The organism is Micromonospora sp. RB23 (assembly GCF_053585025.1).
In genome coordinates, this window is sequence record NZ_CM132111.1 from 1590000 (window position 1) to 1615839 (window position 25840).

Sequence of the window (25840 nt, forward strand, 5' to 3'; positions counted from 1 at the left end):
GTGCGCTCATCCGGCACTCTTGTTCTCGTGCATCTCCCCCCGGGCATGGTCGCCGTCGCGGCGCTGAGCGGGCTGGTCGCGGCCGCGGCCACCGCGCTGCTGACCGTGATCGCCCGGCGGCGGACCGGACCGCGTCGACCGGCGCACGTGCTGATCGCGGTCGCCGCCGGGGTGTCCCTGGTCAGCCTGCTGGCCGGGGTGGCGGCGGTGCTGGCGGCGAGCGACCACTGGGCTCACGAGCAGGGGCAGCGGACCGGATGGGCCACCGCCGCGGCGATCGGTACGGCGGTGGCCGGGCTGGCCTTCGCGGCCGGGCTGCTCCGGCTGCCGGGGGTCGCCGCCACCGCCGCGGGCACCGCCCGGCTCGCGCTGGACGGCGTCACCGTGGCGGCGGCGCTGTGGTTCGTCGGCTGGGTGCTCTTCTCCGAGCCGACCCGGCTGCTCGGCGCCGCCACCCCGATGGCCTGCCCGGCGATCCTGGTGACGACGGTGAGCGCCGCGCTCGGCGCCGGCCTCGCCGTGATCGTCGTCTTCCGGGCCGCCGCCCCGCGCCGCCGGCTGGCCGTGCTCGCGACCGGCATCACCGCGGTGAGCTGCGGCGGGCTGGGCCTCAGCGCGGGGCTCTGCCAGTCCGGGCCGACCATGGCGCTCACCGGCGCGGCGCTGCTGTCGGCCGGCCTGCTGACCGTCGCGATGGAGGTGCGCCGGACCGACCAGCCGGGCGAGGTCGCGCTGGATCTCGTCGGTCGGGACGGTGAGTACGCCCTCGCCCCGATGCTGGCGATGGCGGCCTCGGCGATGTACCACCTGCTCCAGGACGGCCGCTTCACCGCGCCGGGCATCCTCGCCGGCAGCGTGGAGGGCTTCGCCCTGGTGGCCCGTCAGTACCTCACCCTCAAGGACGTCCGGGACTACGCCGGCCGCCTGGTCGAGCGGGAGGCGCACTTCCGTGAACTGGCGCACACCGACCCGTTGACGTCGCTGGCCAACCGGCGCGGGCTGCTGCGGGCGTTGCACGACGGCGCGGCGGCGGGCACGCCGTGCGTCCTGCTCGGTCTGGACCTGGACGGCTTCAAGAACGTCAACGACATGCGTGGCCACGACGTGGGCGACGCGGTGCTGGCCGAGGTGGGCCGACGGCTGCGCGGCAACCTGCGTCCGGGCGACGTGGCGGCCCGGCTCGGCGGCGACGAGTTCGCCGTGCTCATGCCGGCCCGACCCGCCGAGGCGGACCGCGTGGCCGAGCGGTTGCTCGGGGTGCTGAACCGCCCGTACGACCAGCCGGAGGGCCCGGTCTTCCTGTCCGTGAGCATCGGCGTGGCCGGGTGGGCCGCCGAGCCGGACGTGGAGTTGCTGCTGCGCCACGCCGACCTGGCGCTGCGCTACGCCAAGCAACGCGGCAAGAACCGGATCGAGCGCTACGACGCGGCGTACGACCAGCTGCTGCGCCGCCGTACCACCGTGGAGCACGAGCTGCGGGGCGCGATCGACCGCGACGAGCTGCGGCTCGCCTTCCAGCCGGTGGCGTCGCTGCCGTCGGTACGGCCGGTGGGGGCCGAGGCGTTGCTGCGCTGGCACCACCCCGAGCTGGGCAACGTCCGCCCGGACGAGTTCATCCCGATCGCCGAGGAGAGCGGCATGATCGCCGCGCTCGGCGCCTGGGTGCTGCACCAGGCCTGCTACCAGCTCTCCCGCTGGCTGGCCGACGGGCACGACGTCTGGGTCTCGGTGAACGTCTCGCCGCGCGAGCTGCACGCCCCGGAGTACGTGGTCCAGGTAGCCGAGGCCCTGCGCGCCCACCACGTACCGCCGCAGCGGCTGGTGCTGGAGGTCACCGAGCACGCGGTCGCCACCGATCTGGACGAGCTGATCCGGCGGCTGACCGCACTGCGGCTGACCGGCGTACGGATCGCGCTCGACGACTTCGGCGCCGGGTACTCGTCGCTGGGGCAGCTACGCCGGCTCCCCATCGACATCCTGAAGATCGACCACAGCCTGGTGGCCGAGCACGAGCCGGTCCGGCCGGTGGGCCAGGACGGTCCGGCGTTCGCGCCCATGGTCGACATCGTCATGCGGCTGGGCCACCAGCTGGGCATGGAGGTCATCGCCGAGGGTGTGACCACGCCGACGGAGCTGGCCGCGGTGGTCGCCGCGGGCTGCCGCTTCGGACAGGGGGCGCTGTTCGGCTGGGGGGTGCCCGCGGAGCACCTGGAGGCGATGCTGGAGGCGGCCACCTCGCCGGGCGCCCGGCCCGGCCCGGTGCCCGCCCAGCGCCGGTCAGCGGGCGGGTCCGGGCAGGTCATGCCGCCTGGCGGCGGCGCGGCGACGACCGACGCGCCGCCATCCGTTAACCAACATGTGGGATCAGTTGACTCATCGCGTGAGATGCGTCAGGCTTAGCCGCATGTCGTCGTACCGGTCGCTGCGAGTACTTATCTGAGCGCACTCTCCTCCGTCGAGAGTGCGCTGGCCCCGTGCATCTGCACGAGGGCCGTTTTTATTGCCGTCGGAACCTGTCGCGACGGGCCCATGCCCACGTCGCATCGCTGAACAAGCCCCAGCCACTCCAGCCGAAGGCCAGAACCACCATGACGAGACCAACGCCCGAGACCCTCGCCCACACCGCCCGGCGGGCCCGCGCGACCGCCGACCCGGCCGGCGCCGCCGATCCCGCCGCCCGCGCAGCGGCCACGCCGGCAGTCCCGGCCGTACGGACATCCGCCCCGGCCCAGGTCACCGGCGCCGGCTCGCTGGTGCGGTCCCTCGAGGCGCTCGGCGTCGACGTCGTCTTCGGTATCCCGGGTGGCGCGATCCTGCCGGCGTACGACCCGCTCTACGACTCCACGGTCCGGCACATCCTGGTCCGTCACGAGCAGGGCGCCGGTCACGCGGCGACCGGGTACGCGCAGGCCACCGGCAAGGTCGGCGTCTGCATCGCCACCTCCGGCCCGGGCGCGACCAACCTGGTGACGCCGATCGCCGACGCGTACATGGACTCGGTCGCGATGGTGGCGATCACCGGTCAGGTGGCCCGCCCGTCGATCGGCACCGACGCCTTCCAGGAGGCGGACATCCAGGGCATCACGCTGCCGATCACCAAGCACAACTTCCTCGTGCAGACCGCCGAGGAGATCCCGCAGGTGCTGGCCGAGGCGTTCCACCTGGCCAGCACCGGCCGGCCCGGCCCGGTGCTCGTCGACATCCCCAAGGACGTGCTCCAGGCGTCGACCACCTTCACCTGGCCGCCCACGCTGGACCTGCCCGGCTACCGGCCGACCCTGCACCCGCACGGCAAGCAGATCCGCGAGGCGGCCCGGCTGCTGGCCGGCGCCCGGCGGCCGGTGCTGTACGTGGGCGGCGGTGTGCTGAAGGCCGGCGCCACCGAGGGTTTGCGTCGCCTCGCCGACCTGACCGGCATTCCGGTCATCACCACGCTGATGGCGCTCGGCGCGTTCCCCGACTCGCACCCGCAGCACCTCGGCATGCCGGGCATGCACGGCACGGTCGCCGCCGTGTACGGGCTCCAGAAGGCCGATCTGATCGTCGCGCTGGGCGCGCGGTTCGACGACCGGGTCACCGGCAAGCTCGACTCGTTCGCTCCGGACGCGGCGGTGGTGCACGCCGACATCGATCCCGCCGAGATCGGCAAGAACCGGCACGCGGACGTCCCGATCGTCGGTGACGCCAAGCACGTCATCGACGAGCTGATCGCGGCGGTCACCGTCGAGCGCGCGGCGGGGCGGGTCACCGACCTGAAGGACTGGTGGGCCCAGCTCGACGATCTGCGCAACCGCTATCCGCTGGGCTACGACGAGCCGTCCGACGGCACGCTCTCCCCGCAGTACGTGATCAAGCGGTTGGGGGAGATCGTCGGCCCCGACACGATCTTCGTGGCCGGTGTGGGGCAGCACCAGATGTGGGCGTCGCAGTTCATCTCCTACGAGAAGCCGTACACCTGGTTGAACTCCGGTGGCCTCGGCACGATGGGTTACGCGGTGCCGGCGGCCATGGGCGCGAAGGTCGGCAAGCCGGACGCGGTGGTGTGGGCGATCGACGGTGACGGTTGCTTCCAGATGACCAACCAGGAGCTGGCGACCTGCGCGCTGGAGGGCATCCCGGTCAAGATCGCCGTGATCAACAACGGCAATCTCGGCATGGTCCGGCAGTGGCAGACGCTCTTCTACAACGAGCGTTACTCCAACACGGAGCTGGGCACGCACAAGCACCGCATCCCCGACTTCGTCAAGCTCGCCGAGGCGCTCGGCTGCGTGGGGCTGCGCTGCGAGACCGCCGACGACGTGGACAAGACCATCGCCGCGGCCATGGAGATCAACGACGCCCCGGTGGTGATCGACTTCGTGGTCGGCAAGGACGCCATGGTCTGGCCGATGGTCGCCGCCGGCACCAGTAACGACGAGATCATGTTCGCCCGTGGCGTCCGCCCGGCCTTCGACGAGGATGACATCTGACCATGAGTGAGCGAAGCGAACGAATCATCAGGCTCAGTGCTGCGGGTCGTCAGGGCGCGACCGGGCGAAGCGAGGTCGTGGCATGACGATGCACACCCTGTCCGTGCTCGTGGAGAACAAGCCCGGCGTCCTCGCCCGGGTGTCCGGCCTCTTCTCCCGACGCGGCTTCAACATCGACAGCCTCGCCGTCGGCGAGACCGAGAACCCGGACGTCTCCCGGATCACCATCGTGGTCAACGCGGACTCGTCCCCGCTGGAGCAGGTCACCAAGCAGCTCAACAAGCTGGTCAACGTACTCAAGATCGTTGAGTTGGATCCGCAGGTCTCGGTCGCCCGGGAGTTGCTGCTGGTGAAGGTCCGCGCCGACCGTGCCGCCCGGTCCCAGGTGCTGGAGACCGTCAACCTGTTCCGCGCCCGGGTGGTGGACGTCGCACCGGACACGCTGACCATCGAGGCCACCGGCACGCCGGACAAGCTCGACGCGCTGCTGCGCGACCTCGAGGCCTTCGGCATCAAGGAAATGGTCCAGTCCGGGCTGGTGGCCATCGGGCGCGGCTCGCGCTCGATCACCGCCGGTCCCGCGCTGCGGGCCGCCTGACCCATCCGCACAGACCACGACGGGCACTCAGGCCGTCGTACGAAAGGGAAGTTCTCATGAGCGTTGAGGTGTACTACGACGACGATGCCGACCTCGGCCTGATCCAGGCGAAGAAGGTCGCGGTGATCGGCTACGGCAGCCAGGGGCACGCCCACGCGCTGTCGCTGCGTGACTCCGGCGTCGACGTGGTGATCGGTCTGCCGGAGGGCTCGAAGAGCCGTCCCAAGGCCGAGGAGCAGGGCCTGCGGGTTGTCACGCCGGCAGAGGCCTCGGCCGAGGCGGACGTGATCATGGTGCTTGCGCCGGACACCGCCCAGCGCAAGATCTATGCCGAGTCGATCGAGCCGCACCTGGCTCCGGGTAAGGCGATCTTCTTCGGCCACGGTTTCAACATCCGGTACGGCCTGATCAAGCCGCCGGCCGAGGTGGACGTCGCCATGGTCGCCCCCAAGGGCCCCGGTCACCTGGTGCGCCGCCAGTACGTCGACGGCAAGGGCGTGCCCTGTCTGGTCGCCGTCGAGCAGGACGCCACCGGTACCGCGTTCGCCCTCGCCCTCGCGTACGCCAAGGGGATCGGCGGCACCCGGGCCGGCGCGATCAAGACCACCTTCACCGAGGAGACCGAGACCGACCTCTTCGGCGAGCAGGCGGTGCTCTGCGGCGGCGCCTCGGCGCTGGTGCAGACCGGTTTCGAGGTGCTCACCGAGGCCGGCTACGCCCCGGAGGTCGCCTACTTCGAGTGCCTGCACGAGCTGAAGCTGATCGTCGACCTGATGTACGAGGGCGGCATCGCCAAGATGCGGTACAGCATCTCCGACACCGCCGAGTACGGCGACCTCTCCCGGGGCTCGCGCATCATCGACTCCCGGGTCAAGGAGGAGATGCGCAAGATCCTCGGCGAGATCCAGTCCGGCGAGTTCGCCCGCGAGTGGGTCGCCGAGGACGAGGCCGGCCGGCCCAACTTCACCAAGTGGCAGGCCGAGGGCGCGGCGCACCCGATCGAGGAGACCGGTAGGAAGCTGCGCGGCATGATGAGCTGGGTCGACCGCCCGATCACCGAAACCGCCTGACCCACCCCCTTCCTCAGGCCCCGGGCGCGCGCTCTCCCCAGCGCGCGCCCGGGGCAACCCGCGCGCCCCTGCGCTCCCACCCCCCTGCTTCGTCGATCTTGCACTTGTGCATGTCGATTTGTGGGCCTCTGCCCCTTACGTCACCGCAGAAAGTGCAAGATCGCGGAGTTTGGAGGGCGCAGGCCGCGCGCTGCCGGGGTGGGTGGGGTGGGTTTCGGGGTGGTGAACGACTGATGTCGGTCGCTTGTCCGGGCGTGTGAGGGCACTCACCCCGCAGACCGGAACACGCCGGCCAGCGCGGCCCCTACGATCGCGGGTAGGTGCGCTGCGCCGGCACCTGACGGCCACGGCACGGATCAGCACGGGGTGCAGTGCGGCGCCCCGCCACCCGCGCCGATCGCAAACACGACCTCTACGAGGACCGATGAATCCTGTCGTACTGATCGCCGAAGAACTCGCCCCCGCCGCCATCGAGGTGCTCGCCCACGACTTCGACGTCCGTCACGTCGACGGCACCGACCGTCCGGCCCTGCTCTCGGCGCTCTCCGAGGCCGACGCCGTCATCGTGCGCAGCGCGACCCAGATCGACGCCGAGGCGGTCGCCGCCGCGCCGCGACTCAAGGTGGTCGCCCGCGCGGGCGTCGGGCTCGACAACGTCGAGGTGCCGGCAGCCACCGCGCGGGGTGTGATGGTCGTCAACGCGCCCACCTCGAACATCGTCTCCGCCGCCGAGCAGGCCGTCGCACTGCTGCTCGCCGTCGCCCGCAACACCGCCAGCGCCAGCGCGGCGCTCAAGGCGGGCGAGTGGAAGCGGTCCAAGTACACGGGCGTCGAGGTGCAGGGCAAGACCGTCGGTGTGGTCGGGCTCGGCCGCATCGGGGTGCTCTTCGCGCAGCGCATCGCCGCGTTCGGCACCCGACTGATCGCGTACGACCCGTACATCCAGCCGGCTCGGGCCGCGCAGCTCGGCGTACGCCTGGTCGGGCTCGAGGAGCTGCTGCGCGAGAGTGACTTCATCTCGATCCACCTGCCGAAGACCCCGGAGACGGTCGGTCTGATCGGCGAGAAGGAGCTGACGCTCGTCAAGCCCAGCGTCCGCATCGTGAACGCCGCCCGCGGTGGCCTGGTCGACGAGCAGGCGCTCGCCGACGCCATCGCCGAGGGGCGGGTCGCCGGCGCCGGCGTCGACGTGTACTCCAAGGAGCCCTGCACCTCCTCGCCGCTGTTCGCCTTCGACAACGTGGTGGCCACCCCGCACCTGGGCGCCTCGACCCACGAGGCGCAGGACAAGGCCGGTCTGGCGGTCGCCAAGAGCGTGAAGCTGGCGCTGCAGGGCGAGTTCGTGCCGGACGCGGTCAACGTCCAGGCCGGCGGCGTGGTCGCCGAGGACATCCGCCCGCTGCTGCCGCTGGCCGAGAAGCTGGGCCGGGCGTTCACCGCCGTCGCCGGCGTGGTCGCGGCCAGCGTCACCGTCGAGGTTCGCGGCGAGGTCGTCGGCCACGACGTGTCGGTGCTGAAGCTGGCCGCGACGAAGGGCCTGTTCAGCTCGGTGGTCGAGGAGCAGGTCACCTACGTCAACGCCCCGCACCTGGCCGCCGAGCGCGGCGTCGAGGTCACTCTGGACAGCCAGGTCGAGACCGCCGACCAGCCCCTCCTGGTCACGGTGCGCGGCGCCCTGCCGGACGGCCGGTCGGTGAGCGTCTCCGGGACGGTGACCCACGCGGGCGGTCGTGACGTCCCGCGGCTGACCGAAGTGGACGGCTTCGACGTGGAGATCGCCGCCGAGGGCATCCTGCTGTTCCTGCGGTACGCCGACCGCCCGGGCGTCGTCGGCACCGTCGGTACGCTGCTCGGCGAGTCGGGCATCAACATCGCCGCGATGCAGGTGGCCCGGCGCGAGGCGGGCGGCGAAACCCTGATGACCCTCACCGTCGACCAGGCGCTCGGCGCCGACCTGCTCACCTCGGCGGCCGACTCGATCGGCGCGACCGCGGCCAGCGCGGCGGATCTGCGCGACGAGTAGCGAGGGGCCGCCGCCCGACCGGCGGTGGCGGCACGACGACAGCACCACGGGGGGCCCGGCGACAGCGCCGGGCCCCTTCGTCGTACGCCGGGAGGTGTTCCGCCCCGGAGATGGTCAGTTCGGCAGCCGGGCCGGGGGCGGGTAGACCGAGCCGTCCTGGGGGTCGAAGAGCATCAGCGCGTGCTCGCCGGCCAACCGCTCGATGTCCAGCAGCACCTGGTCCGGGCAGGTCGGGTGCAGGTTCAGCTCGACGTGATCGTGGGCGGCGTGCAGCGGCGCGACCGCCCAGGGGCTGTCCGGGCCGGGGTGACGGTCCGGATAGGACGCGGTGATCGCCCGGTAGAAGCCGACGACGCGCGGGTCCGGGTATCGGTCCACGTGCCGCCCCTGCCGGCAACCCTCGACCGCTGCCCGCACGTCCTCGGGCGTCGCCCCGTCCTCCAGGGCCCACACACTCAGATCGAAACTCACGGCGGACAGCGTGCCATCCGTCGTTCACCATGTCGAAACTGCCTCGCCGCAGGCCAATTGGCGAACCGCTGCCGTGGCGTCGGAAGGGGTCCGCTGTGGAGACTCTTGCGTCGAGTTGCGTCGATTCGCTAGCGTACGACTGCGGTTACTGGCCGCCAGGCCGTGGCGCCGGCCCGTCTTCGGGTGGCGCGGCCGACGTCCGGCCCGACCGGTCCGCACCCCTCGATTGTGCGAGCCACGCGCACTCGTCGCTGATAGGCCCCCACAGCCGTTGCCGAGGCCGTGGGGGCCGATCGCATCCAGGCGCTCTGCGGCCACTGCGCGACGTGCGACCAGGCGCGCGGCCGTCACACTATGATCGGCCGCCGTGACAAGCGCCCAGTTAGCAGATGGTGATGACCGGCGGGCTGCGCTGCCGGGGCGAGCGGTGGGGCTGAGGAGTCTCCTCGCGGCCTTCCTGGCGGTACTGGTGCTGGGTGGCTGCTCGACCGGGCCGACCGGCCCGGCTGCGTCCCGGGACTCGTCGGCGTCCACCGGGACCGCCGAGCCGCGATCGACGAGTGGGCTGGGCCCCGCCGGGGGCCGGGGATCCGGCGCGCCGGACGCGGTCGGCGCCGACGAGGCGCGACGCCGACGTCTCGCGGCGGCGGCTCTGGTCAAGAGCAGGCCGGGTGTCCTCGGCATTCTGGTGCGGGACCGGCGCACGGGCGAGCTCTGGCGCGCGGGAACGACCGACCATGCGATCTGGACCGCCTCCACCATCAAGCTCGCGATGGCCGTCGGGCTGCTGGAGCGCGCCCGCGCGGGTGAGATCACGCTCGACACCACCGCGCGTCGGCAGATCGCCGACATGCTGAACTTCTCCTCCGACGACGCGGCCACCGCGCTGTGGAACCGCTACGGCCGTGACCAGCAGCTCAAACGCTTCCAGCAGCGCTACGGCATGACTGGTCTGGTCACCGTGGCCGGATACGCGCGCTTCTGGGGTCACCTCAAGTGCACGGCGGACGATCTCCAACGGTTGATGTCGTACGTGCTGGATGATCTCAACCCGACCGACCGCGCCTACCTCGTCGGCGCGATGCGCTCGGTGGGCTCGATCCAGCACTGGGGTGTCTGGGCGGCCGGCGCGGGCCAGCGACCCGGCACCAAGAACGGCTGGTCGATCGAGCCGGATCCGGGCGGCGAGCACTGGGTCACCAACACGGTGGGCTTCGCCGGTGACGACCAGCGCTACGTGGTCGCCGTGATGTACCAACTCCCACCCGGCAAGGGGATCGACGCGGGCGTACACGCGGTGAGCGACCTGGTCGCCACCGTCTTCGGAGCGCGGACCCCGGCGCGGGTGACCGTGCCGGACCCCAGCACAGGACGCTAGCGGGGGAGCGCTCAGCGTCGGTGCGCGAAGAGCGCCCGGTACTCCGAGCCACCCCGGAACCAGGCCAGGCCGGTGGGGCCGGCGGCGTAGAGCGCGGTGGCGTACGCGTCGGCGACCGTCAGGTCCGGGCCGACGACGGTCGCGGCGACGAGGTGGTCGGCCGGCTCGCCGGTGTGCGGGTCGACCACGTGTCCCTGCCGCCCGGACACCCCGGACGTGCCCACCGCGCCGGAGGTCATCTCCAGCACCAGTGGCGCGCGGTCCGGCGCCGTCGGGTGGTGGATCGCGACACGCCACGGCCCGCCGTGCGGCGCGCGGCCCCGGACCACGAGGTCGGCGCCGGCGAGTACGGCGTAGTCGTGCACGCCCGCCGCGCGCAGCCGGGCGGCGGCGCGCTCGACGGCCCAGCCGCCCAGCAGGCCGCCGGGGTCGAAGCCGCCCGGCACCGCCCAGGCGTCGAACCAGCCGTCGGTCACGGCGCGCATCGCCGCGCAACGGTCCACCAGGTCGGCCAGCGGGGGGTACGACTCGGGGCTGATCTCGTCCCGACGCAACCGGGAGACCAGGCTCTCCGGGCGGTTCGGGCTGTAGGTCAGGTCGACGGCGCGCAGCTCGGCGACGGCGTCCCGCAGCGCCTCGCCGACGGCCCGGCGACCGAGCCGCTCGGAGGCGTTGAGCAGCAGCGTGTACTCCGCCGTGGCGGTGCGTACGGTGTGCTGCACGGCGATCCGGCCCTGGGTGGCGCCGGCCGGGTCGAACCGGCGGCGGCTGCTGCCGAGGCGGAGGTCCGGCCTGCGGTGCCGGAACGCCGACAGCTCCGGCCAGCGGGTCCGCGGCTGCTCGTCGATGCGCATGGCGCCTGCCCCCTCGCGGTTGACGTCGCGTCGTCGCGACCACCGTTGGCGGGCCCCCTGACCCGCTGTTCCCCACCGTAGGCAGCGCACATGATCGCTACATGAATCCCAGCTGAGAGGGTGCTGTGCATCCGCCTGTCCCGAATGCTGGAAGCATCGTACCGGGGGGCGGGACGGCGACGTACGGTTGCCCGACAGGGCAGTCGAGCGTGGGGAGAGCGGGCGTGACGCGGATCGCGGTGGTGGCCGGGGACGGCATCGGGCCCGAGGTGGTCGCGCAGGCCCGCAAGGTCCTCGACGCGGTGCTTCCCGGTGTGCAGGCCACCGAGTACGACCTCGGCGCCGCCCGCTGGCACCGTACCGGAGAGGTCCTGCCCGACTCGGTGCTGACCGAGCTGGCCGGGCATGACGCGATCCTGCTCGGCGCGGTGGGTGACCCCACGGTGCCGCCGGGTGTCCTGGAGCGCGGCCTGCTGCTCAAGCTCCGGTTCGCCTTCGACCAGTACGTCAACCTGCGCCCCTCGCGGCTCTGGCCCGGCGTCGCCGGTCCGTTGGGCAACGTGAAGCCGGGCGAGGTCGACCTGGTGGTGGTCCGCGAGGGCACCGAGGGGTTGTACGCCGGCGCGGGCGGGACGCTGCACCGCGACACGCCGGCCGAGGTCGCCACGGAGGAGAGCCTGAACACCCGGCACGGCGTGGAGCGGGTGATCCGCGACGCGTTCGCGCGGGCCGGTCGTCGGGAGCGGCGCAAGGTCACGCTGGTGCACAAGACCAACGTGCTGACCCACGCCGGGTCGCTGTGGTCGCGGGCCTTCGCGGCGGTCGCCGCCGAGCACCCGGACGTCGCGACGGAGTACCAGCACGTCGACGCGGCCGCGATGTTCCTGGTGACGCAGCCGCAGCGCTACGACGTGGTGGTCACCGACAACCTCTTCGGCGACATTCTCACCGACATCGCCGCCGCCGTCACCGGTGGTATCGGGCTGGCCGCCAGCGGCTGCATCAACCCCGAGGGGGCGTACCCCTCGATGTTCGAGCCCGTGCACGGCTCCGCGCCGGACATCGCCGGGCAGGGCGTCGCCGACCCGGTGGCCGCGGTGCTCTCCGTGGCGCTGCTGCTGGAGCAGCTCGGGCACGCCGAGGCGGCGACCCGGGTCAACGCGGCGGTCGCCGCCGAGCTGTCCGGCCGCACCCCGGGCACGACGCTGCGCACTGCCGAGGTCGGCGACCGGCTCGCGGCCCACGCCGTAGCCTGACCGCCCGGGCCGGTTTCCGGCCGGGGCGGAATCCGCCTGTCCGGGCAGTCCACCCGGTCCCGACCGGCGCTACCTTCTGAACGGTCGTTCGGGGTAAGTTTCTGGCACAGCCATGTCGGTGTGCGGTCCCGCATGCCGTTGTCCCGCAGGGAGGTCAGCGCGATGAGCGGTGGTGACAAGCTCGACTTCGAGATCCGTCCGAATCCCGCGCCGGTATCCGCCGCCGACCGGGCTGCCCTGCTGGCCAACCCGGGGTTCGGCCGAGTCTTCACCGACCACATGGTCACCGTCCGCTACGCGGAGGGCAAGGGCTGGTACGACGCCCGGGTGGAGGCGCGGGGGCCGATCCCGATGGACCCGGCCAGCGCGGTGCTGCACTACGCGCAGGAGATCTTCGAGGGGTTGAAGGCGTACCGGACGGCCGACGGTGGCGTGACGATGTTCCGGCCGGACGCGAACGCCGCCCGGTTCGCCGACTCGGCGCGGCGGATGGCGATGCCGGAGTTGCCGCCCGAGGTGTTCGTCGACTCGCTGCACAAGCTCATCGAGATCGACCGGGAGTGGATCCCGACCGGCGAGGACGGCAGCCTCTACCTGCGGCCGTTCATGTTCGCCAGTGAGGTCTTCCTCGGCGTCCGTCCGGCCAACGAGTACCTCTACATGGTGATCGCCTCGCCGGTCGGCGCGTACTTCACCGGTGGGGTCAAGCCGGTCACGGTCTGGGTCTCGCCGGACTACACCCGGGCCGCTCCCGGCGGCACCGGCGCGGCCAAGTGCGGCGGCAACTACGCGGCGTCGCTGGCGGCCCAGGCCGAGGCCATCGATGCCGGCTGCGACCAGGTGGTCTTCCTCGACGCGGTGGAGCGCCGCTTCGTCGACGAACTGGGCGGCATGAACGTCTTCTTCGTGTACGACGACGACACGGTGGTCACCCCGCCGTTGACCGGCACGATCCTGCCCGGCATCACCCGCGACGCGGTCATGACGCTGGCCGGCAAGGCCGGGCACGAGGTGCAGGAGCGGCCGGTCTCGTTCGCCGACTGGCAGGCCGACGCGGCCAGCGGTCGGCTCCGGGAGGTCTTCGCCTGCGGCACCGCCGCGGTGATCACGCCGATCGGCGGGGTGCGCTTCCCCGACGGCGAGTTCCTGATCGGTGGCGGCGAGCCCGGCCGGGTCACCATGTCGCTGCGTCAGCAGTTGGTCGACATCCAGCGCGGCAAGGCCGCCGACCCGCACGGCTGGGTGCGCCAGGTCCTCTGACGTCCGTCGGCTGACCGGCCCGATCGCACGGGCCGGTCAGCCACGTACTAACCCTCGTCGAGCAGGTGGTCGCGCAGGGCCGCGAGCTGCTTGTCGGTCACCCCGGCATGCCGCAGGTACGCCTCTACCGAGCCGTGCCCCGCACGCAGTTCGTCCAGGAAGATCTGCATGGCCTCGGCGGGCGACGCCAGGAACGGGGCCGGCACCTCCGCGGCGTCCGGCATGGTGGCGGCCAGCCAGGCGCTGAACCGGGCCGACGCCTCGCTGCTCAACGCGTAGTCGGCGGTGATGTCGGCGTCGTCGACGCCCAGCACGGCGAGGGTGAGGGCGCACACGATGCCGGTGCGGTCCTTGCCGGCCACACAGTGCACGACAACCGGGGCGTTCGCCGAGTCGGCGATCAGCCCGATCGCCTCGCCCAGGCCCACGGTGCCGGTCTGGGCCAGGTCGGCGTAGCGGTCGGCGAGGTAGCGCGCCAGGTCGGTGCCCTCCTCGTGCGGCGTCAGCGACCAGTCCTCGTGCTCCGGGTGGATGTGCCGGTAGGTCAGGCCCTGGTAGTCCGGCACCCGACCGTCGCGCTCCACCTCGGTCGGGCGGCGCAGGTCGACGACGGTGCGGATGCCGATCGCGGCGAACGCGTCGCGGTCCTGCTCGTCGAGCCGGTGCAGGGAGTCGGAGCGGTAGAGGCGACCACGGCGTACGGTGCGGCCGCCGTGGCCGAGGTAGCCGCCGACGTCCCGGAAGTTGAAGGTGGCGGGCAGCGTGATGTGACGTTCGTCGTCGATGGCGTCCACGTGCACACGGTAACGGCCGGCGGGCTCGTGTCCCACCGGCCGTCGGGTCGGATCGGTCAGCGCGCGGTGCCCGGGGGGATCGCGCCGTACGTCTCGTCGTAGTAACCGCCGAGCTGGTCCCGGTACGCCGGGTCGCTGTGGCTGGTCTCGTCGTACTCCGGGGCGGCCTTGATCTGGTCGCGGGTGCGGTCGACGGAGACGGTGCGCTGGTCGTGGTCGACCTGGTTGACCGTGCCTGCGGGCAGCATCACCTTCTTGCCGAAGATCCACGGCCCGGTGTCCACGACCAGGTAGCTGCCGCCGACCTCGTGGCTGGCGCTGTCGATCTTGCCGACACCGCCGTCGGTGGCCTCGACCTTGTAGCCGACCAGGTCGGCGTCGGCCACGGCGGCGGTGTCGCGGTAGCGCCACGGGTCGAACGTGCCGGCCGGCGCCCCGCCGGGCACGGCGCCCTGGTCGCCGCCGCGCAGCGGATCCGGCCCTGCGTGGGCGGCGTGCGGGTCGATCCTGTCCATGCCGTTCGCTCCTGACTGTCGCCGATCGTCCCGGGCTGGCGTGCCCGTGTTTCCCTTCGAGGAGCTACCCGGCGGCGGGGCTCCGGAAACGGTGACCGGGCGGGCGCGACGGCCGGTCCGGCGCCGGACCGTGGGACGGACTCAGGTCAGGGCGGCCTCGGCGTCCAGCGTGACCGCCGCCGCGTGTACGACGGCGGAGATCCGCAACGCCTCGTGCACCTGCTCGCGGGTGACGTCACGACGGCGCAGCGCCTTCTCCTGCGTCTGGAGGCAGATCTCGCAGCCGTGGATCGCCGAGACGCCGAGGCACCACAGCTTGAAGTCGCTCTTGTCCACGCCCGGTCGGGCGATGAGCTGCATGCGGAGCCGGGCCGGCATCGAGGCGTACTCCCCGTCGCCGATCAGGTGCGTGGCGCGGTAGTAGATGTTGGTCATCGCCATGACGGCCGCCGCGCCCTTGGCCGCCTCGACGCCGTCCGGCCCGAGGTGGTCGAGCGCCTCGGCGGCGATCTCGCGCAGCACCAGCGGGTTGCGGGCGGCCACCGCGCAGGCCAGCGCCGTGCCCCACGTCTGCGCGGGGGTCAGCGTCGACGCGCCGATGGTGGTGTCGAGGTTGTGGGCGATGTCCGTGGCGTACGTGGGCAGGGCCGCCCGGATCCGGTCCAGCACGGGGCCTCCTTGTGTTTCCCGGCCCGGGGCCGGCATGTCCCACCATATGGATAGTCTCTCCCAAAAGCGGGAGCGGGTGGCAGAGTAGCGATCGTGACCAGCACCGCCCTGATTATTGCGACCTAGCGCGCCGGCTCTCCCCTCCGCCGAGCGCGCAGACCTCCCGCATCCCGCGGGGGGTCTTTTTGTTGCTCCGAGAAAGGATCCTGATGACGTTCCAGGTCTACGACACGACGTTGCGAGACGGCGCCCAGCGCGAGGGGCTCACCTACTCGGTGGTCGACAAGCTGGCGGTGGCTCGGCTGCTCGACGAGTTCGGCGTCGGGTTCATCGAGGGCGGCTGGCCGGGCGCCGTGCCCAAGGACACCGAGTTCTTCCGTCGCGCCCGCACCGAGCTGACCCTGCGCCACGCGGTGCTGGTGGCGTTCGGCGCCACCCGCAAGGCCGGCGTGGCGGTCGCCGACGACCCCCAGGTGCGCGGTCTCCTGGACGCGCAGACCCCGGCGGTGGCCCTGGTCGCCAAGGCCGACATCCGCCATGTCGAGCGCGCCCTGCGCACCACCGGCGCGGAGAACCTGGCAATGATCCACGACACCGTCACCCACCTGGTCGCCGAGGGACGCCGGGTGTTCGTCGACGGTGAGCACTTCTTCGACGGCTACCGCCACGACCCGGCGTACGGCGTCGCCGTGGTGCAGACCGCGCTCGCCGCGGGCGCCGAGCGGATGGTCCTGTGCGACACCAACGGCGGCATGCTGCCGTCCCAGGTGACCGCCGCGATCAACGACCTGACCGACCGGCTCGGGGTCGACGCCGCGCTGTTCGGCATGCACGCCCAGAACGACACGGCCTGCGCGGTCGCCAACACGATCGCCGCCGTCGAGGCGGGTGTCCGCCACGTGCAGGGCACCGCCAACGGGTACGGCGAACGCCCCGGCAACGCCGACATCTTCGCGGTCGTCGCCAACCTCCAGCTCAAGCTCGGCATGCCCGTCCTACCGGAGGGCTGCCTGGCGCAGATGGTGCGGGTCTCGCACGCCATCGCCGAGATCGCCAACATCGCCCCCGACACCCACCAGGCGTACGCCGGGGCCGCCGCCTTCGCCCACAAGGCGGGGCTGCACGCGAGCGCGATCAAGGTCGACCCGTTGCTCTACAACCACGTGGACCCGTCGGTGGTGGGCAACGACATGCGGATCCTGGTGACCGAGATGGCCGGCCGGGCCAGCGTCGAGCTCAAGAGCCGCGAGCTCGGCCTGGACCTGGCCGACCGTCCGGAGGCGCTGACCCGGGTCACCAAGCGGGTCAAGGAGCTGGAGGCCGGGGGCTGGTCCTTCGAGGCCGCCGACGCCTCGTTCGAGCTGCTCGTCCGCTCCGAACTCCCGGAGGGTGGCCCGGCGCGGCCGTTCACCCTCGAGTCGTACCGGGTGCTGGTCGAGCACCGCGAGGACGGCGCGGTCGTTTCCGAGGCGACCGTGAAGATCCGGGTGCGCGGCGAGCGGGTCATCGCCACGGCCGAGGGCAACGGCCCGGTCAACGCGTTGGACGAGGCGCTGCGGGTGGGGCTGGCCCGGCACTATCCGCAGTTGCGCGATTTCGAGCTGGCCGACTACAAGGTGCGCATCCTGGAGGGCAGCCACGGCACGGGCGCGGTCACCCGGGTTCTGCTGGAAACGGCCAACGGCACCGGCCGGGACTGGACCACGGTGGGCGTGCACCCCAATGTGGTCGAGGCGAGCTGGCACGCCCTGGTCGACGCCCTCACCTACGGCCTCGCCCCCACCCCGGTCTAACCCCCACCTCACCCCCGCGATCTTGCACTTTGCGTCGACGACACGCGGCTTTCGTCGCTGATGCGGCCACAGAAAGTGCAAGATCGACGGGGGTCAGGGGGCGGGGAGGCGGAGGGTGGCCAGGACGGGGCGGTGGTCGGATTTCGGGAGGGGTGGCACCTGCACCTTGTCTACGGCTATGCGGCGGTCGACCAGCACGTGGTCGATGGTGACCGGGGGGATGAGGTCACCGTCGTACGGGCCCCACGTGCCGGTCAGCCCCGTTCCGGTGGCGTCGGCGGCGTCGACGTAGCCGGTGCGCAGCAGCGCCCGCAGCGGCCCGTGGTCCAGGGTGGAGTTGAAGTCACCGGCGAGAATCCGCAGGCCCCCGTCCGGCGTGGCCGGAGGCTGGGCGGCCAGGTCGGTACGCCACGCGTCGACCTGGTCCAGCGCGTACGGCGCCGAGGGGTGGGCCGACTCGACGCGGACCGGTGGCCCGCCGGGGACCGCCAGGGTGCCGTACGCCTGGGTGAAACCCCAGCCCCCGCGGTTGTTCCGGATGCCGACGTCGCTGATCGGCCAGCGCGAGTAGAGCCCGGAACCGGGCGTGCCGTCCTGCGCGTTGAGCTGCCGGTGGGGGAGCAGGCGGTCGAGGCCGAGCCGATCCAGGGCGACCTGCGCGTCGGGCGTGAACTCCTGCACGGTGAGCACGTCGACCCGGTGCCGCCGGACCAGTTCCACGAGCGCCGACGCGTCGGCGGAGCCGGCGAGCAGGTTCGCGGTGAGCAGTCGGATCGTCGGCCCGGTCGCCGTCGGCTGCGGCGCGGCCAGCGCCCGGGGCGCGACCACGCCGAGCAGCGCCACCGTGGCCAGGGCCGCGACCGCCGCCGGCCACCAGCGCCGCAGGGCGACGCTGAGCCCGAGGACGAGCACGCTTGCGGCGGCGACGTACGGGGTGAAAGCGAGCGCCTGCACCAGTGGCCCCCGGTCCAGCCCGGCCAGGCGTACGACGGCCCAGGCGGCCGTGGGCCCGACGAGCATCCAGCAGAGCGCTGTGGTGATCGGCGTCCGGCGGCGGGTTGGCACGGGCGGGTCGTCGGTGACGATCATGCCGCTCAGCCTAACCGAAATCGCACCCGAACAATTTCGTGAATGGTTTTCCGCTCACCTTTCACAATTGTTTGACGGTTGAGCGACAGGCCAATAATGCGAGATCAACTATTGACCTGCGGCTTTTGGCGGTGCTACGTTCCATCTGGTTGAAACGACGCAACTCTGAGTAGTAACCCCAGCTCAGAGCCGGTGTACAACATCGAGAAATCAACCGCATGATTCATTGTCGGCAGTTATCCGTCCCGCCCCGCGGGTCGGCCGAATTCGCACGGTCACACAAGGGGGACCTGTCATGAGCACATCCTTCCGACGTAAGGCGGCAGCGATCGGGTTCGCGGTCGCGGCACTCACCCTGGCGGGTGGGGGCATCGCCGTCGCCCAGCCGTCGGCGAAGGCGCCGCAGGCGGCCGTCCAGCCGGCCTCCCGCGCCACCAACACCCAGCCACCGGTGACGGCGGAATCGGCCCGCAAGGCCAAGGCCGCGCTGAAGGCCGGTAACGCCAGCACCCTGGCCACGGCCACCTACTACACCGTCGTCAACGCCAACGGCACCAAGGTCCGCGGCACCGGCACCGTCATCAAGTACGGCGCCGGCCAGTACGAGGTGCAGTTCGGCGTGAACGTCTCGACCGGCGCCTACCTGGCGACCATCTCGAGCGCCAACTCCTGCTGCGTCCCACCCGCCGGCGAGGTTTCGGTCGCCCCGCGGCTGAGCACCCCGAACGCGGTCTTCGTCCAGACGTACAACTCGTCCGGAGTGCCGGCCGACCTGGGCTTCACGCTGCTCACGCACACCTTCTGAGCGAGGTGACGAGGCCCGGCCCCCGCGCACCCGCGCGGGGGCCGGATCGCGTTCGCGCCCGCAACGCTGTCGACCTCTGCGCCCTCCCGGTCGACCCGGGGTGATTCGATCCCGTCCGGCCGGCTCGCGTGGCTCGTCACTCTTTCGCGCGGCCCGTGCCCATTGCGGACGCTCCGGGCCGGTCCGGCCCGCACAATCCGACGTTTGCCGGGGGTCCCGCCCGGGAAGCAAGCACCGTGACGGACATCTCGGACACCCTGGCCAGCATGCCCACCCCGGTCGATCCCGAGCCGACCGGCGCTGAGCTGGAACAGACCCTCTTCGAGGTCAAACGCGTGATCGTCGGGCAGGATCGGCTCGTCGAGCGTCTGCTCACCGCACTGCTCGCCAATGGGCACTGCCTCCTGGAGGGCGTGCCCGGCGTGGCCAAGACCCTCGCCGCGCAGACCCTCGCCACCGTGGTCGGCGGCACCTTCTCCCGCATCCAGTTCACCCCCGACCTGGTCCCCTCCGACATCGTCGGCACGCGGATCTACCGGGCCTCGAAGGAGACCTTCGACATCGAGCTGGGTCCGATCATGGCCAACCTGGTGCTGGCCGACGAGATCAACCGGGCGCCCGCCAAGGTCCAGTCGGCGTTGCTGGAGGCGATGGCCGAACGGCAGGTCTCCATCGGCGGGCGCAGCTGGCCCGTACCGGCGCCGTTCCTGGTACTGGCCACCCAGAACCCGATCGAGTCCGAGGGGGTCTACCAACTCCCCGAGGCGCAGCGCGACCGGTTCCTCATGAAGGTGGTCGTCGACTACCCCAGCGACGCCGACGAGCTGGCGATCCTCTACCGGATGAGCAGCGACCGGCCGAGCCCGCGCCAGGTGCTCGACCCGCAACGACTGCAACGCCTCCAGGGGCTCGCCGAGCGGATCTTCGTCCACCACGCCCTGGCCGAGTACGTGGTCCGGCTGATCCTCGCCACCCGCGACCCGGCCCGGTTCGGCCTGGCGGAGATCGCGCCGCTGCTCGCGTACGGCGCCAGCCCCCGGGCCACGCTCGGCCTGGTCGCCGCCGCCCGGGCGCAGGCGCTGTTGCGCGGGAGGGAGTACGTGCTGCCCGAGGACGTCCGGGAGCTGGCGGTGGACGTCCTGTCCCACCGGCTGGTGCTCTCCTTCGACGCCGTGGCCGACGGAGTCTCGGCCGAGAGCATCATCCGGCGGCTGGTGGAGACGGTGCCCCCGCCCCGGGTGGCCACCGGGCACCTCCAGCACGCGCCCGACCTGGCGGCGGCATGAGACGCGCCGGCCGTCCGTCGGTGACCACGGCACCCGACCCCGGCCTGGCCGAGCTGACCCCCGACCAGCGTCTGCGCCGCCTCGAACTGACCGTCACCCGGCGACTCGACGGTCTGCTGCACGGTCAGTACCGTGGCCTGCTGCCCGGGCCGGGCAGCGAACCCGCCGGCAGCCGGGAGTACCGACCGGGGGAGGACGAGGTCCGCCGGATGGACTGGGCGGTGACGGCCAGGACGGCCGTGCCGCACGTCCGTCAGGTCGACGCCGATCGGGAACTGACGACCTGGCTGCTCGTCGACTCCAGCGCCAGCATGGAGTTCGGCACCGCCGAGCTGGACAAGCGGGAGCTGGCGGTGACCGCGGTGGCGGCGGTCGGCTTCCTGACCGCGGGCGTCGGCAACCGGCTGGGCGCCCAGGTGCTGAGCGCCGACGGGATGCGACGCTTTCCGGCCCGCTGCGGGCGTACCCATCTGCTCGGTCTGCTGCGGGCGTTGCTCGCGGCCCCACGTGCCAGCGCGTCCACCCATCGGCCGGGGCGTCAGACGGCCGCGCCGTCCCCGGAGCTGTCCGATGGGCTCGACGCGTTGCAGCGGGTCGCGAACCAGCGTGGACTCGTCGTGGTGGTCTCCGACTTCCTCGACGGCCTTGGAGACGACCCCGCCGAGCCGCCGCCGTGGGAGCGGACCCTGCGTCGGCTGTCCGCGCGCCACCAGGTGCTGGCGATCGAGGTGACCGACCCCCGCGAGCTGGAACTGCCCGACGTCGGCCTGATCACGCTCGTCGACCCGGAGACCGGCCGCCGCCGTGAGGTGTGCACATCGGACCGCCGCCTGCGGGAGCGGTACGCCGCGGCTGCCGCCGCCCAGCGGGATCAGGTCCGGCAGGCGTTGCGCCGGAGCGCGGCGACACATCTGGCGCTGCGTACCGACCGCGACGTCAGCGCGGACATCGTCCGCCACGTGCACGCCCAGCGACGGATGGCCGCCGCGCCGGCCGGGGCCGCCCGGGGAGGTGCCGCGTGAGCTGGGAGTCCCCGCTGCGGCTCTGGCTGCTGGTGGGGGTGCTCGCGCTCGTCGCCGCGTACCTGGTGATGCAGCGCGGACGTGCCCGCTACGCCGTCCGCTTCACCAACCTGCGGCTGCTGGACCGGGTGGCGCCCGAACGGCCGGCCTGGCGACGGCACGTGCCCGCCGGGCTGTTCCTGGCCATGCTGGCGTTGCTGGTGGTCGGTTTCGCCCGGCCCACCGCCGAGGTCCGGGTACCCCGCGAGCGCGCGACCGTGATGGTGGCCGTGGACGTGTCCACCTCGATGCTCGCCACCGACGTCGAGCCGGACCGGCTGGCGGCGGCGAAACAGGCCGCCCGACGATTCGTCGACGGCCTGCCCGACGAGTTCAACGTGGGGCTCGTCGCGTTCGCCGGCAGCGCCGCCGTCCTGGTGCCACCGGGCACCGACCGGGACGCCCTGGACGAGGGCATCGGCCGGCTGGCCGAGGGGGTGACCGGGGTCCAGGGCACCGCTATCGGTGAGGCCATCAACACCTCGCTCGGAGCGGTCAAGAGCCTGGACAGCGAGGCCGCGAAGGAACCACCACCGGCCCGGATCATCCTGCTCTCCGACGGGGCCAACACCTCGGGAATGGACCCGATGGAGGCGGCGGCGGAGGCCGTCGCGGCCAAGGTGCCGGTGCACGCGATCTCCTTCGGCACCCCCTCGGGGTTCGTGGACCGGGGCGGACGGCCGATCCAGGTGCCGGTCGACGGGCAGACGCTCAGGGCCGTCGCCGACGAGACCGGCGGGATGTTCCACGAGGCCAGCACCGTCGACGAACTGCGCGCCGTCTACGACGACATCGGCAGCTCGGTCGGCTACCGCACCGAACGCCAGGACGTCTCGGCGCGGTTCATCGGCCTCGGACTGGTGTTCGCGATGGGGGCCGCCGCCGGATCGATGCGCTGGTTCTCCCGACTGCCCTGATCCCCAGCGCCGACGTCGACCGTGAGGAGTACGCATGGCAGTACAGACCGGACTGGGCGAACCGCGTGGTCCCTGGTTCATCTCGCCGGACCTCGACCCCGACGGGCGCGGGTGGTGGGACGCCCCCGGCTCGGGCCGTGACCCCGGCGGGCGGCGACCCGGTCGGTTCCTCGCCGCGCTGGCGATCGTGGCGGTCTCGGCCGTCTCGGGCGCGCTGGCCGGGGGCGTGGTGGCCAGCCGGGACGGCGCCGGCGGGCCGGCCGCGGCGTCCGCCGCTCCGGTGCCGGCGGAGCTGGTCACCGCCGCCGAGCGGACCGTGCCGGGTGTGGTGTCGGTGCTCGCCGGCGGCGCGAACGGCGCGTCCGCGACGGGCTCGGGATTCGCGATCGACGACCAGCAGCACCTGGTCACCAACGACCACATCCTGGCCAAGGGCGGTGGCGGGCCGGTGACGGTGGAGCTGCCCGACGGCCGCCGGTACGAAGCCGAGGTGGTCGGCCGGGAGGCCCGCAGCGACCTGGCGGTGCTGAAGGTGCCACCGTCGGCCGGACTCGCTCCGTTGCCGCTGGCCAAGCCGGGCGCCACCCGGGTCGGTGAACCGGTGCTCGCGGTGGGCTCACCGCTGGGCCTGTCCGGAACGGTCACCGCGGGCATCGTCAGCGCCCTGGACCGTCAGGTGCGGTTGGGCAACAGCCGGCACCGGGCGGTGCAGACCGATGCGTCCATCAACCCCGGCAACTCGGGCGGGCCACTGGTCAACGCCCGGGGCGAGGTGGTCGGGGTGAACACCGCCATCGCCACCATCGACGGCAACGGTTCGATCGGAATCGGCTTCGCCATCCCCATCGAGCAGGTCCAGCAGACCGCCGACACGATCATCGGTAAGGGCGGCTGACCTGCGCGTCGGCCCTCCCGGCCGCCTCCAGTGTCGGATATCCGGCCCGACGTCATCGGAGGATGGAAATATGACGCTCGGTATGGATACTGGCTGAGGTGGAGCGTCCTCTTCTCACGGTCCTCCTGCTGGTGGGCCTGGTCATCGGATGGGCGGTGGGGTCGGCGTACGCCCGGGCACGACGCGGGTGGACCGACTACCAGACCGCGAAGAAATCGGTGCCCGGCGCTCGCCGGGGCGCGTGGTTGCTGGTCCGCGGGGTCGCCGTGAAGGCCGCGATCGTGGGGTTGCTGCTGTTCGGCGCGGTCGCGTACGCCGCCGTGGGTTCCGACGAGGAAACCGCCGGCCCGGCGCCCACCTCGTCCACGACGCAGGGTGAGCCTTCGCACCGGTGACCCGGTGCCACCGTCGGCGGGCTAGCCTCGGGACGTGGACGACGGACTGCGGGTGACCGACCGGTGGGTCGTCCCCGCCGGGGAGCTGCGGGAGCGCTTCTCCCGTTCGTCCGGCCCCGGCGGGCAGGGCGTGAACACCGCCGACTCCCGGGTGGAGCTGAGCTACGACCTGGCGAACTCTCCGGCCGTGCCCGAGTCGCTGCGGGCGCGGGCGTTGGCGCGCCTCGCCAACCGGCTGGTGGACGGCGTTTTGACGATCGCGGCCAGCGAGCACCGGGCGCAGCTTGCCAACCGGGAGGCGGCCCGCGAGCGGATGGCGGCGCTGTTGCGCGAGGCGGCGGCCCCGCCTCCGCCTGCGCGCCGCGCGACGAGGCCGTCGCGGGGCGCGAAGGAGCGCCGGTTGGCCGAGAAGAAGCGCCAGTCGCAGCGCAAGCGCGACCGCCGCGTCGACGGCGAGTAGCGGTACCGAGATCACCTGCCGCGGACGCTGCTGCCATCGGATGACAGAATCTGGAATCTGTCATCCGATCGGTGTACTGTCATCCGGGTACCCCACGTGAGAGGAAGACCGATGGACACCCGCACCCTCGGCAGCAACGGCCCCACCGTCTCCGCCCTCGGGCTCGGCCTGATGGGCATGTCCGACCTCTACGGCCCCGCCGACGAGGCCGAGAGCATCGCCACCATCCACGCCGCCCTGGACGCCGGCATCACCCTGCTCGACACCGGCGACTTCTACGGCATGGGCCACAACGAGATGCTGCTGCGCGACGCCCTACGCGGCCGTAACCGGGACAACGCGGTGATCAGCGTCAAGTTCGGCGCCCTGCGCGACGTCGACGGCAACTGGATCGGCCACGACCTGCGACCCGCCGCGATCAAGAACTTCCTGGCCTACACGCTGCGCCGACTCGGCACCGACCACGTCGACATCTACCGCCCGGCCCGGCTCGCGTCGGACGTGCCGGTCGAGGACGTGATGGGCACCCTGGCCGAACTGGTCAAGGCGGGTCACATCCGGCACATCGGCCTGTCCGAGGTGAACGCCGAGACGCTCCGGCGGGCGCACGCCGTGCACCCCGTCGCCGACCTCCAGATCGAGTACTCGTTGATCTCCCGCGATCCCGAGGCCGCGATCCTGCCCACGGCCCGCGAACTGGGCGTCGGCGTCACCGCGTACGGCGTGCTGTCCCGAGGGCTGATCAGTGGGCACTGGACACCGCAGCGCCAGATGACCGCCCGCGACTTCCGCACCGACCTGCCCCGGTTCACGGGCGCCAACCTGGACCGCAACCTCGCCCTGGTGGACGCGCTGCGCGCCGTCGCCGAGGCGCGGGGCGTCACCGTGGCGCAGATCGCCATCGCCTGGGTGCTGTCCCGGGGCGGGAGCATCGTGCCCCTGATCGGCGCGCGCCGCCGGGAGCGGCTGACCGAGGCGCTCGGCGCCGCGGCGGTCACCCTGACCGACGCCGACCTGGCCGCGATCGAGGCCGCCGTCCCCTCCGACGCGGTGGCCGGCAGCCGGTACGGCGAGGCGCAGATGGCGATGCTGGACAGCGAGCGGGCATGACGGCCGGGTCGTGGCGCGACCGCCGGCCGGGGGTCGCGCCACGACCGGCGACGTCGTCAGGGAGGCTGGGACGATGAGCGACGCCACCGCCCTGACGGCCGACCGCATCCTCGACACCGCCGAGGAGGTGCTACGCCGATACGGCCCGGCGAAGGCCACCGTGCTCGACGTGGCACGCGCGCTGAGCGTCAGCCACGGCAGCGTCTACCGGCACTTCGCCAGCAAGGCCGCGCTGCGCGAGGCGGTCGCCGAACGCTGGCTGGCCCGGGTGTCGACCCCGCTGATCGACGTCGCCACCGGCCCCGAGCCGGCCTCCGAGCGGCTGCGCCGGTGGCTGGCCGAACTGAGCGGCACCAAGCGACGGATGGCCCGCGAGGACCCGGAGCTGTTCGACAACTTCCACCAGCTCGCCACGCTCTCCGAGGGGGCGGTCGCCAACCACTTGGAGGTCCTCGCCGGTCAGCTCAGCCTGATCGTCGCCGACGGGGTCGCAGCCGGTGAGTTCACCGTGCCCGACCCGGCGGTGGCCGGCCGCGCGCTGCTTCAGGCCACCGCCCGCTTCCACCACCCGTCGCACCGGACGGAGTGGGACGAGCCGGGCCTCGACGACGACCTGGCCGCCGTGGTCGCGCTGCTCCTCGACGGCCTGCGGGCCCGCCCGCGCTGACACCC

General features: G+C 72.4%; 24 protein-coding genes. 18 read left to right on the plus strand and 6 right to left on the minus strand.

What is annotated here, in order from left to right; all coding sequences use genetic code 11:
* Positions 1-45: 45 nt before the first annotated feature.
* From ACTFTM_RS07385 to serA, 5 genes are all read left to right on the plus strand, one after another.
* A complete protein-coding gene (locus ACTFTM_RS07385; protein WP_449566566.1) occupies positions 46-2400 on the plus strand; it encodes a putative bifunctional diguanylate cyclase/phosphodiesterase in 2355 nt (784 codons plus the stop codon).
* Between the two features lie 188 nt (positions 2401-2588).
* Positions 2589-4469: an acetolactate synthase large subunit gene (locus ACTFTM_RS07390; RefSeq protein ID WP_449565091.1), complete on the plus strand. Its 1881-nt coding sequence runs from the start codon at positions 2589-2591 to the stop codon at positions 4467-4469.
* An 82-nt stretch (positions 4470-4551) separates the two neighbouring features.
* Entirely contained in the window at positions 4552-5067 is a 516-nt protein-coding gene (gene ilvN, locus ACTFTM_RS07395; RefSeq protein WP_449565092.1) for an acetolactate synthase small subunit, read from the plus strand.
* A gap of 56 nt (positions 5068-5123) precedes the next feature.
* On the plus strand, positions 5124-6137 hold the full coding sequence (gene ilvC / locus ACTFTM_RS07400) for a ketol-acid reductoisomerase (RefSeq protein WP_433537396.1): 1014 nt from the start codon (positions 5124-5126) through the stop codon (positions 6135-6137).
* A gap of 424 nt (positions 6138-6561) precedes the next feature.
* Positions 6562-8160 (plus strand): phosphoglycerate dehydrogenase, encoded by a 1599-nt coding sequence (serA, locus tag ACTFTM_RS07405; protein ID WP_449565093.1) that lies wholly within the window; start codon positions 6562-6564, stop codon positions 8158-8160.
* Positions 8161-8274: 114 nt separating this feature from the next.
* Here the strand turns inward: serA and ACTFTM_RS07410 are convergent, their stop codons facing one another.
* Entirely contained in the window at positions 8275-8631 is a 357-nt protein-coding gene (locus tag ACTFTM_RS07410) for a hypothetical protein (RefSeq protein ID WP_449565094.1), read from the minus strand.
* A 427-nt stretch (positions 8632-9058) separates the two neighbouring features.
* Between ACTFTM_RS07410 and ACTFTM_RS07415 the strand changes: the two genes are divergently transcribed.
* Positions 9059-10009, plus strand: a complete 951-nt coding sequence (locus ACTFTM_RS07415) for a hypothetical protein (protein ID WP_449565095.1) — start codon at positions 9059-9061, stop codon at positions 10007-10009.
* 11 nt (positions 10010-10020) lie between these two features.
* On the opposite strand, the gene ACTFTM_RS07420 is transcribed toward ACTFTM_RS07415, so the two are convergent.
* Positions 10021-10863: an FAD:protein FMN transferase gene (locus ACTFTM_RS07420; protein WP_449565096.1), complete on the minus strand. Its 843-nt coding sequence runs from the start codon at positions 10861-10863 to the stop codon at positions 10021-10023.
* Positions 10864-11087: 224 nt separating this feature from the next.
* Between ACTFTM_RS07420 and ACTFTM_RS07425 the strand changes: the two genes are divergently transcribed.
* Together ACTFTM_RS07425 and ACTFTM_RS07430 are read left to right on the plus strand one after the other, a co-directional pair.
* The gene (locus ACTFTM_RS07425; protein ID WP_449565097.1) at positions 11088-12119 is read left to right on the plus strand and encodes a 3-isopropylmalate dehydrogenase; all 1032 of its coding nucleotides are present in this window, start codon (positions 11088-11090) and stop codon (positions 12117-12119) included.
* Positions 12120-12281: 162 nt separating this feature from the next.
* Complete coding sequence (locus ACTFTM_RS07430; RefSeq protein ID WP_449565098.1) at positions 12282-13379, plus strand: branched-chain amino acid aminotransferase; 1098 nt, start codon at positions 12282-12284, stop codon at positions 13377-13379.
* A 47-nt stretch (positions 13380-13426) separates the two neighbouring features.
* Here the strand turns inward: ACTFTM_RS07430 and ACTFTM_RS07435 are convergent, their stop codons facing one another.
* The 3 genes from ACTFTM_RS07435 to ACTFTM_RS07445 form a co-directional block, all read right to left on the minus strand.
* The gene (locus ACTFTM_RS07435) at positions 13427-14173 is read right to left on the minus strand and encodes a tyrosine-protein phosphatase (protein WP_449565099.1); all 747 of its coding nucleotides are present in this window, start codon (positions 14171-14173) and stop codon (positions 13427-13429) included.
* Positions 14174-14229: 56 nt separating this feature from the next.
* Positions 14230-14688: a PRC-barrel domain containing protein gene (locus ACTFTM_RS07440; protein WP_422738709.1), complete on the minus strand. Its 459-nt coding sequence runs from the start codon at positions 14686-14688 to the stop codon at positions 14230-14232.
* Between the two features lie 141 nt (positions 14689-14829).
* Positions 14830-15357 carry a carboxymuconolactone decarboxylase family protein gene (locus ACTFTM_RS07445; RefSeq protein WP_449565100.1) on the minus strand — a complete coding sequence of 176 codons (528 nt, stop codon included), beginning with the start codon at positions 15355-15357 and terminating at the stop codon, positions 14830-14832.
* A 209-nt stretch (positions 15358-15566) separates the two neighbouring features.
* On the opposite strand from ACTFTM_RS07445, the gene cimA reads away from it, so the two are divergent.
* On the plus strand, positions 15567-17150 hold the full coding sequence (gene cimA, locus ACTFTM_RS07450; protein ID WP_449565101.1) for a citramalate synthase: 1584 nt from the start codon (positions 15567-15569) through the stop codon (positions 17148-17150).
* A gap of 93 nt (positions 17151-17243) precedes the next feature.
* Here the strand turns inward: cimA and ACTFTM_RS07455 are convergent, their stop codons facing one another.
* A complete protein-coding gene (locus ACTFTM_RS07455) occupies positions 17244-18170 on the minus strand; it encodes an endonuclease/exonuclease/phosphatase family protein (protein WP_449566567.1) in 927 nt (308 codons plus the stop codon).
* A 364-nt stretch (positions 18171-18534) separates the two neighbouring features.
* Here ACTFTM_RS07455 and ACTFTM_RS07460 point away from each other — a divergent pair, with 364 nt between their 5' ends.
* The 9 genes from ACTFTM_RS07460 to ACTFTM_RS07500 all read left to right on the plus strand — a co-directional run bounded on the left by ACTFTM_RS07460 (position 18535) and on the right by ACTFTM_RS07500 (position 25835).
* On the plus strand, positions 18535-19044 hold the full coding sequence (locus tag ACTFTM_RS07460) for a hypothetical protein (protein ID WP_449565102.1): 510 nt from the start codon (positions 18535-18537) through the stop codon (positions 19042-19044).
* Between the two features lie 236 nt (positions 19045-19280).
* Positions 19281-20330 carry an AAA family ATPase gene (locus ACTFTM_RS07465; RefSeq protein WP_449565103.1) on the plus strand — a complete coding sequence of 350 codons (1050 nt, stop codon included), beginning with the start codon at positions 19281-19283 and terminating at the stop codon, positions 20328-20330.
* A complete protein-coding gene (locus tag ACTFTM_RS07470; RefSeq protein ID WP_449565104.1) occupies positions 20327-21352 on the plus strand; it encodes a DUF58 domain-containing protein in 1026 nt (341 codons plus the stop codon). The genes ACTFTM_RS07465 and ACTFTM_RS07470 overlap by 4 nt, the downstream gene beginning before the upstream one ends.
* Positions 21349-22308, plus strand: a complete 960-nt coding sequence (locus tag ACTFTM_RS07475) for a VWA domain-containing protein (RefSeq protein WP_449565105.1) — start codon at positions 21349-21351, stop codon at positions 22306-22308. The genes ACTFTM_RS07470 and ACTFTM_RS07475 overlap by 4 nt, the downstream gene beginning before the upstream one ends.
* Positions 22309-22342: 34 nt before the next feature.
* Entirely contained in the window at positions 22343-23203 is an 861-nt protein-coding gene (locus tag ACTFTM_RS07480; protein ID WP_449565106.1) for a S1C family serine protease, read from the plus strand.
* 98 nt (positions 23204-23301) lie between these two features.
* The gene (locus ACTFTM_RS07485; protein WP_449565107.1) at positions 23302-23598 is read left to right on the plus strand and encodes a hypothetical protein; all 297 of its coding nucleotides are present in this window, start codon (positions 23302-23304) and stop codon (positions 23596-23598) included.
* 34 nt (positions 23599-23632) lie between these two features.
* The gene (gene arfB / locus ACTFTM_RS07490) at positions 23633-24058 is read left to right on the plus strand and encodes an alternative ribosome rescue aminoacyl-tRNA hydrolase ArfB (RefSeq protein ID WP_449565108.1); all 426 of its coding nucleotides are present in this window, start codon (positions 23633-23635) and stop codon (positions 24056-24058) included.
* 111 nt (positions 24059-24169) lie between these two features.
* Positions 24170-25168 carry an aldo/keto reductase gene (locus tag ACTFTM_RS07495; protein ID WP_449565109.1) on the plus strand — a complete coding sequence of 333 codons (999 nt, stop codon included), beginning with the start codon at positions 24170-24172 and terminating at the stop codon, positions 25166-25168.
* A 73-nt stretch (positions 25169-25241) separates the two neighbouring features.
* A complete protein-coding gene (locus ACTFTM_RS07500; RefSeq protein ID WP_449565110.1) occupies positions 25242-25835 on the plus strand; it encodes a TetR family transcriptional regulator in 594 nt (197 codons plus the stop codon).
* The last annotated feature ends 5 nt before the right edge of the window (positions 25836-25840 follow it).

What these genes read in the sequence shown, in the direction of transcription:
- ACTFTM_RS07495 (WP_449565109.1), top strand. Translation starts at nt 24,170, where the DNA reads ATGGACACCCGCACCCTCGGCAGCAACGGCCCCACCGTCTCCGCCCTC.
- ACTFTM_RS07440 (WP_422738709.1), bottom strand. Translation starts at nt 14,688, where the DNA reads ATGGACAGGATCGACCCGCACGCCGCCCACGCAGGGCCGGATCCGCTG.
- ilvN (WP_449565092.1), top strand. Translation starts at nt 4,552, where the DNA reads ATGACGATGCACACCCTGTCCGTGCTCGTGGAGAACAAGCCCGGCGTC.
- ACTFTM_RS07470 (WP_449565104.1), top strand. Translation starts at nt 20,327, where the DNA reads ATGAGACGCGCCGGCCGTCCGTCGGTGACCACGGCACCCGACCCCGGC.
- ACTFTM_RS07455 (WP_449566567.1), bottom strand. Translation starts at nt 18,170, where the DNA reads ATGCTCGTCGGGCCCACGGCCGCCTGGGCCGTCGTACGCCTGGCCGGG.
- ilvC (WP_433537396.1), top strand. Translation starts at nt 5,124, where the DNA reads ATGAGCGTTGAGGTGTACTACGACGACGATGCCGACCTCGGCCTGATC.
- ACTFTM_RS07430 (WP_449565098.1), top strand. Translation starts at nt 12,282, where the DNA reads ATGAGCGGTGGTGACAAGCTCGACTTCGAGATCCGTCCGAATCCCGCG.
- ACTFTM_RS07460 (WP_449565102.1), top strand. Translation starts at nt 18,535, where the DNA reads ATGAGCACATCCTTCCGACGTAAGGCGGCAGCGATCGGGTTCGCGGTC.
- ACTFTM_RS07500 (WP_449565110.1), top strand. Translation starts at nt 25,242, where the DNA reads ATGAGCGACGCCACCGCCCTGACGGCCGACCGCATCCTCGACACCGCC.
- ACTFTM_RS07480 (WP_449565106.1), top strand. Translation starts at nt 22,343, where the DNA reads ATGGCAGTACAGACCGGACTGGGCGAACCGCGTGGTCCCTGGTTCATC.
- serA (WP_449565093.1), top strand. Translation starts at nt 6,562, where the DNA reads ATGAATCCTGTCGTACTGATCGCCGAAGAACTCGCCCCCGCCGCCATC.
- cimA (WP_449565101.1), top strand. Translation starts at nt 15,567, where the DNA reads ATGACGTTCCAGGTCTACGACACGACGTTGCGAGACGGCGCCCAGCGC.
- ACTFTM_RS07420 (WP_449565096.1), bottom strand. Translation starts at nt 10,863, where the DNA reads ATGCGCATCGACGAGCAGCCGCGGACCCGCTGGCCGGAGCTGTCGGCG.
- ACTFTM_RS07385 (WP_449566566.1), top strand. Translation starts at nt 46, where the DNA reads ATGGTCGCCGTCGCGGCGCTGAGCGGGCTGGTCGCGGCCGCGGCCACC.
- ACTFTM_RS07390 (WP_449565091.1), top strand. Translation starts at nt 2,589, where the DNA reads ATGACGAGACCAACGCCCGAGACCCTCGCCCACACCGCCCGGCGGGCC.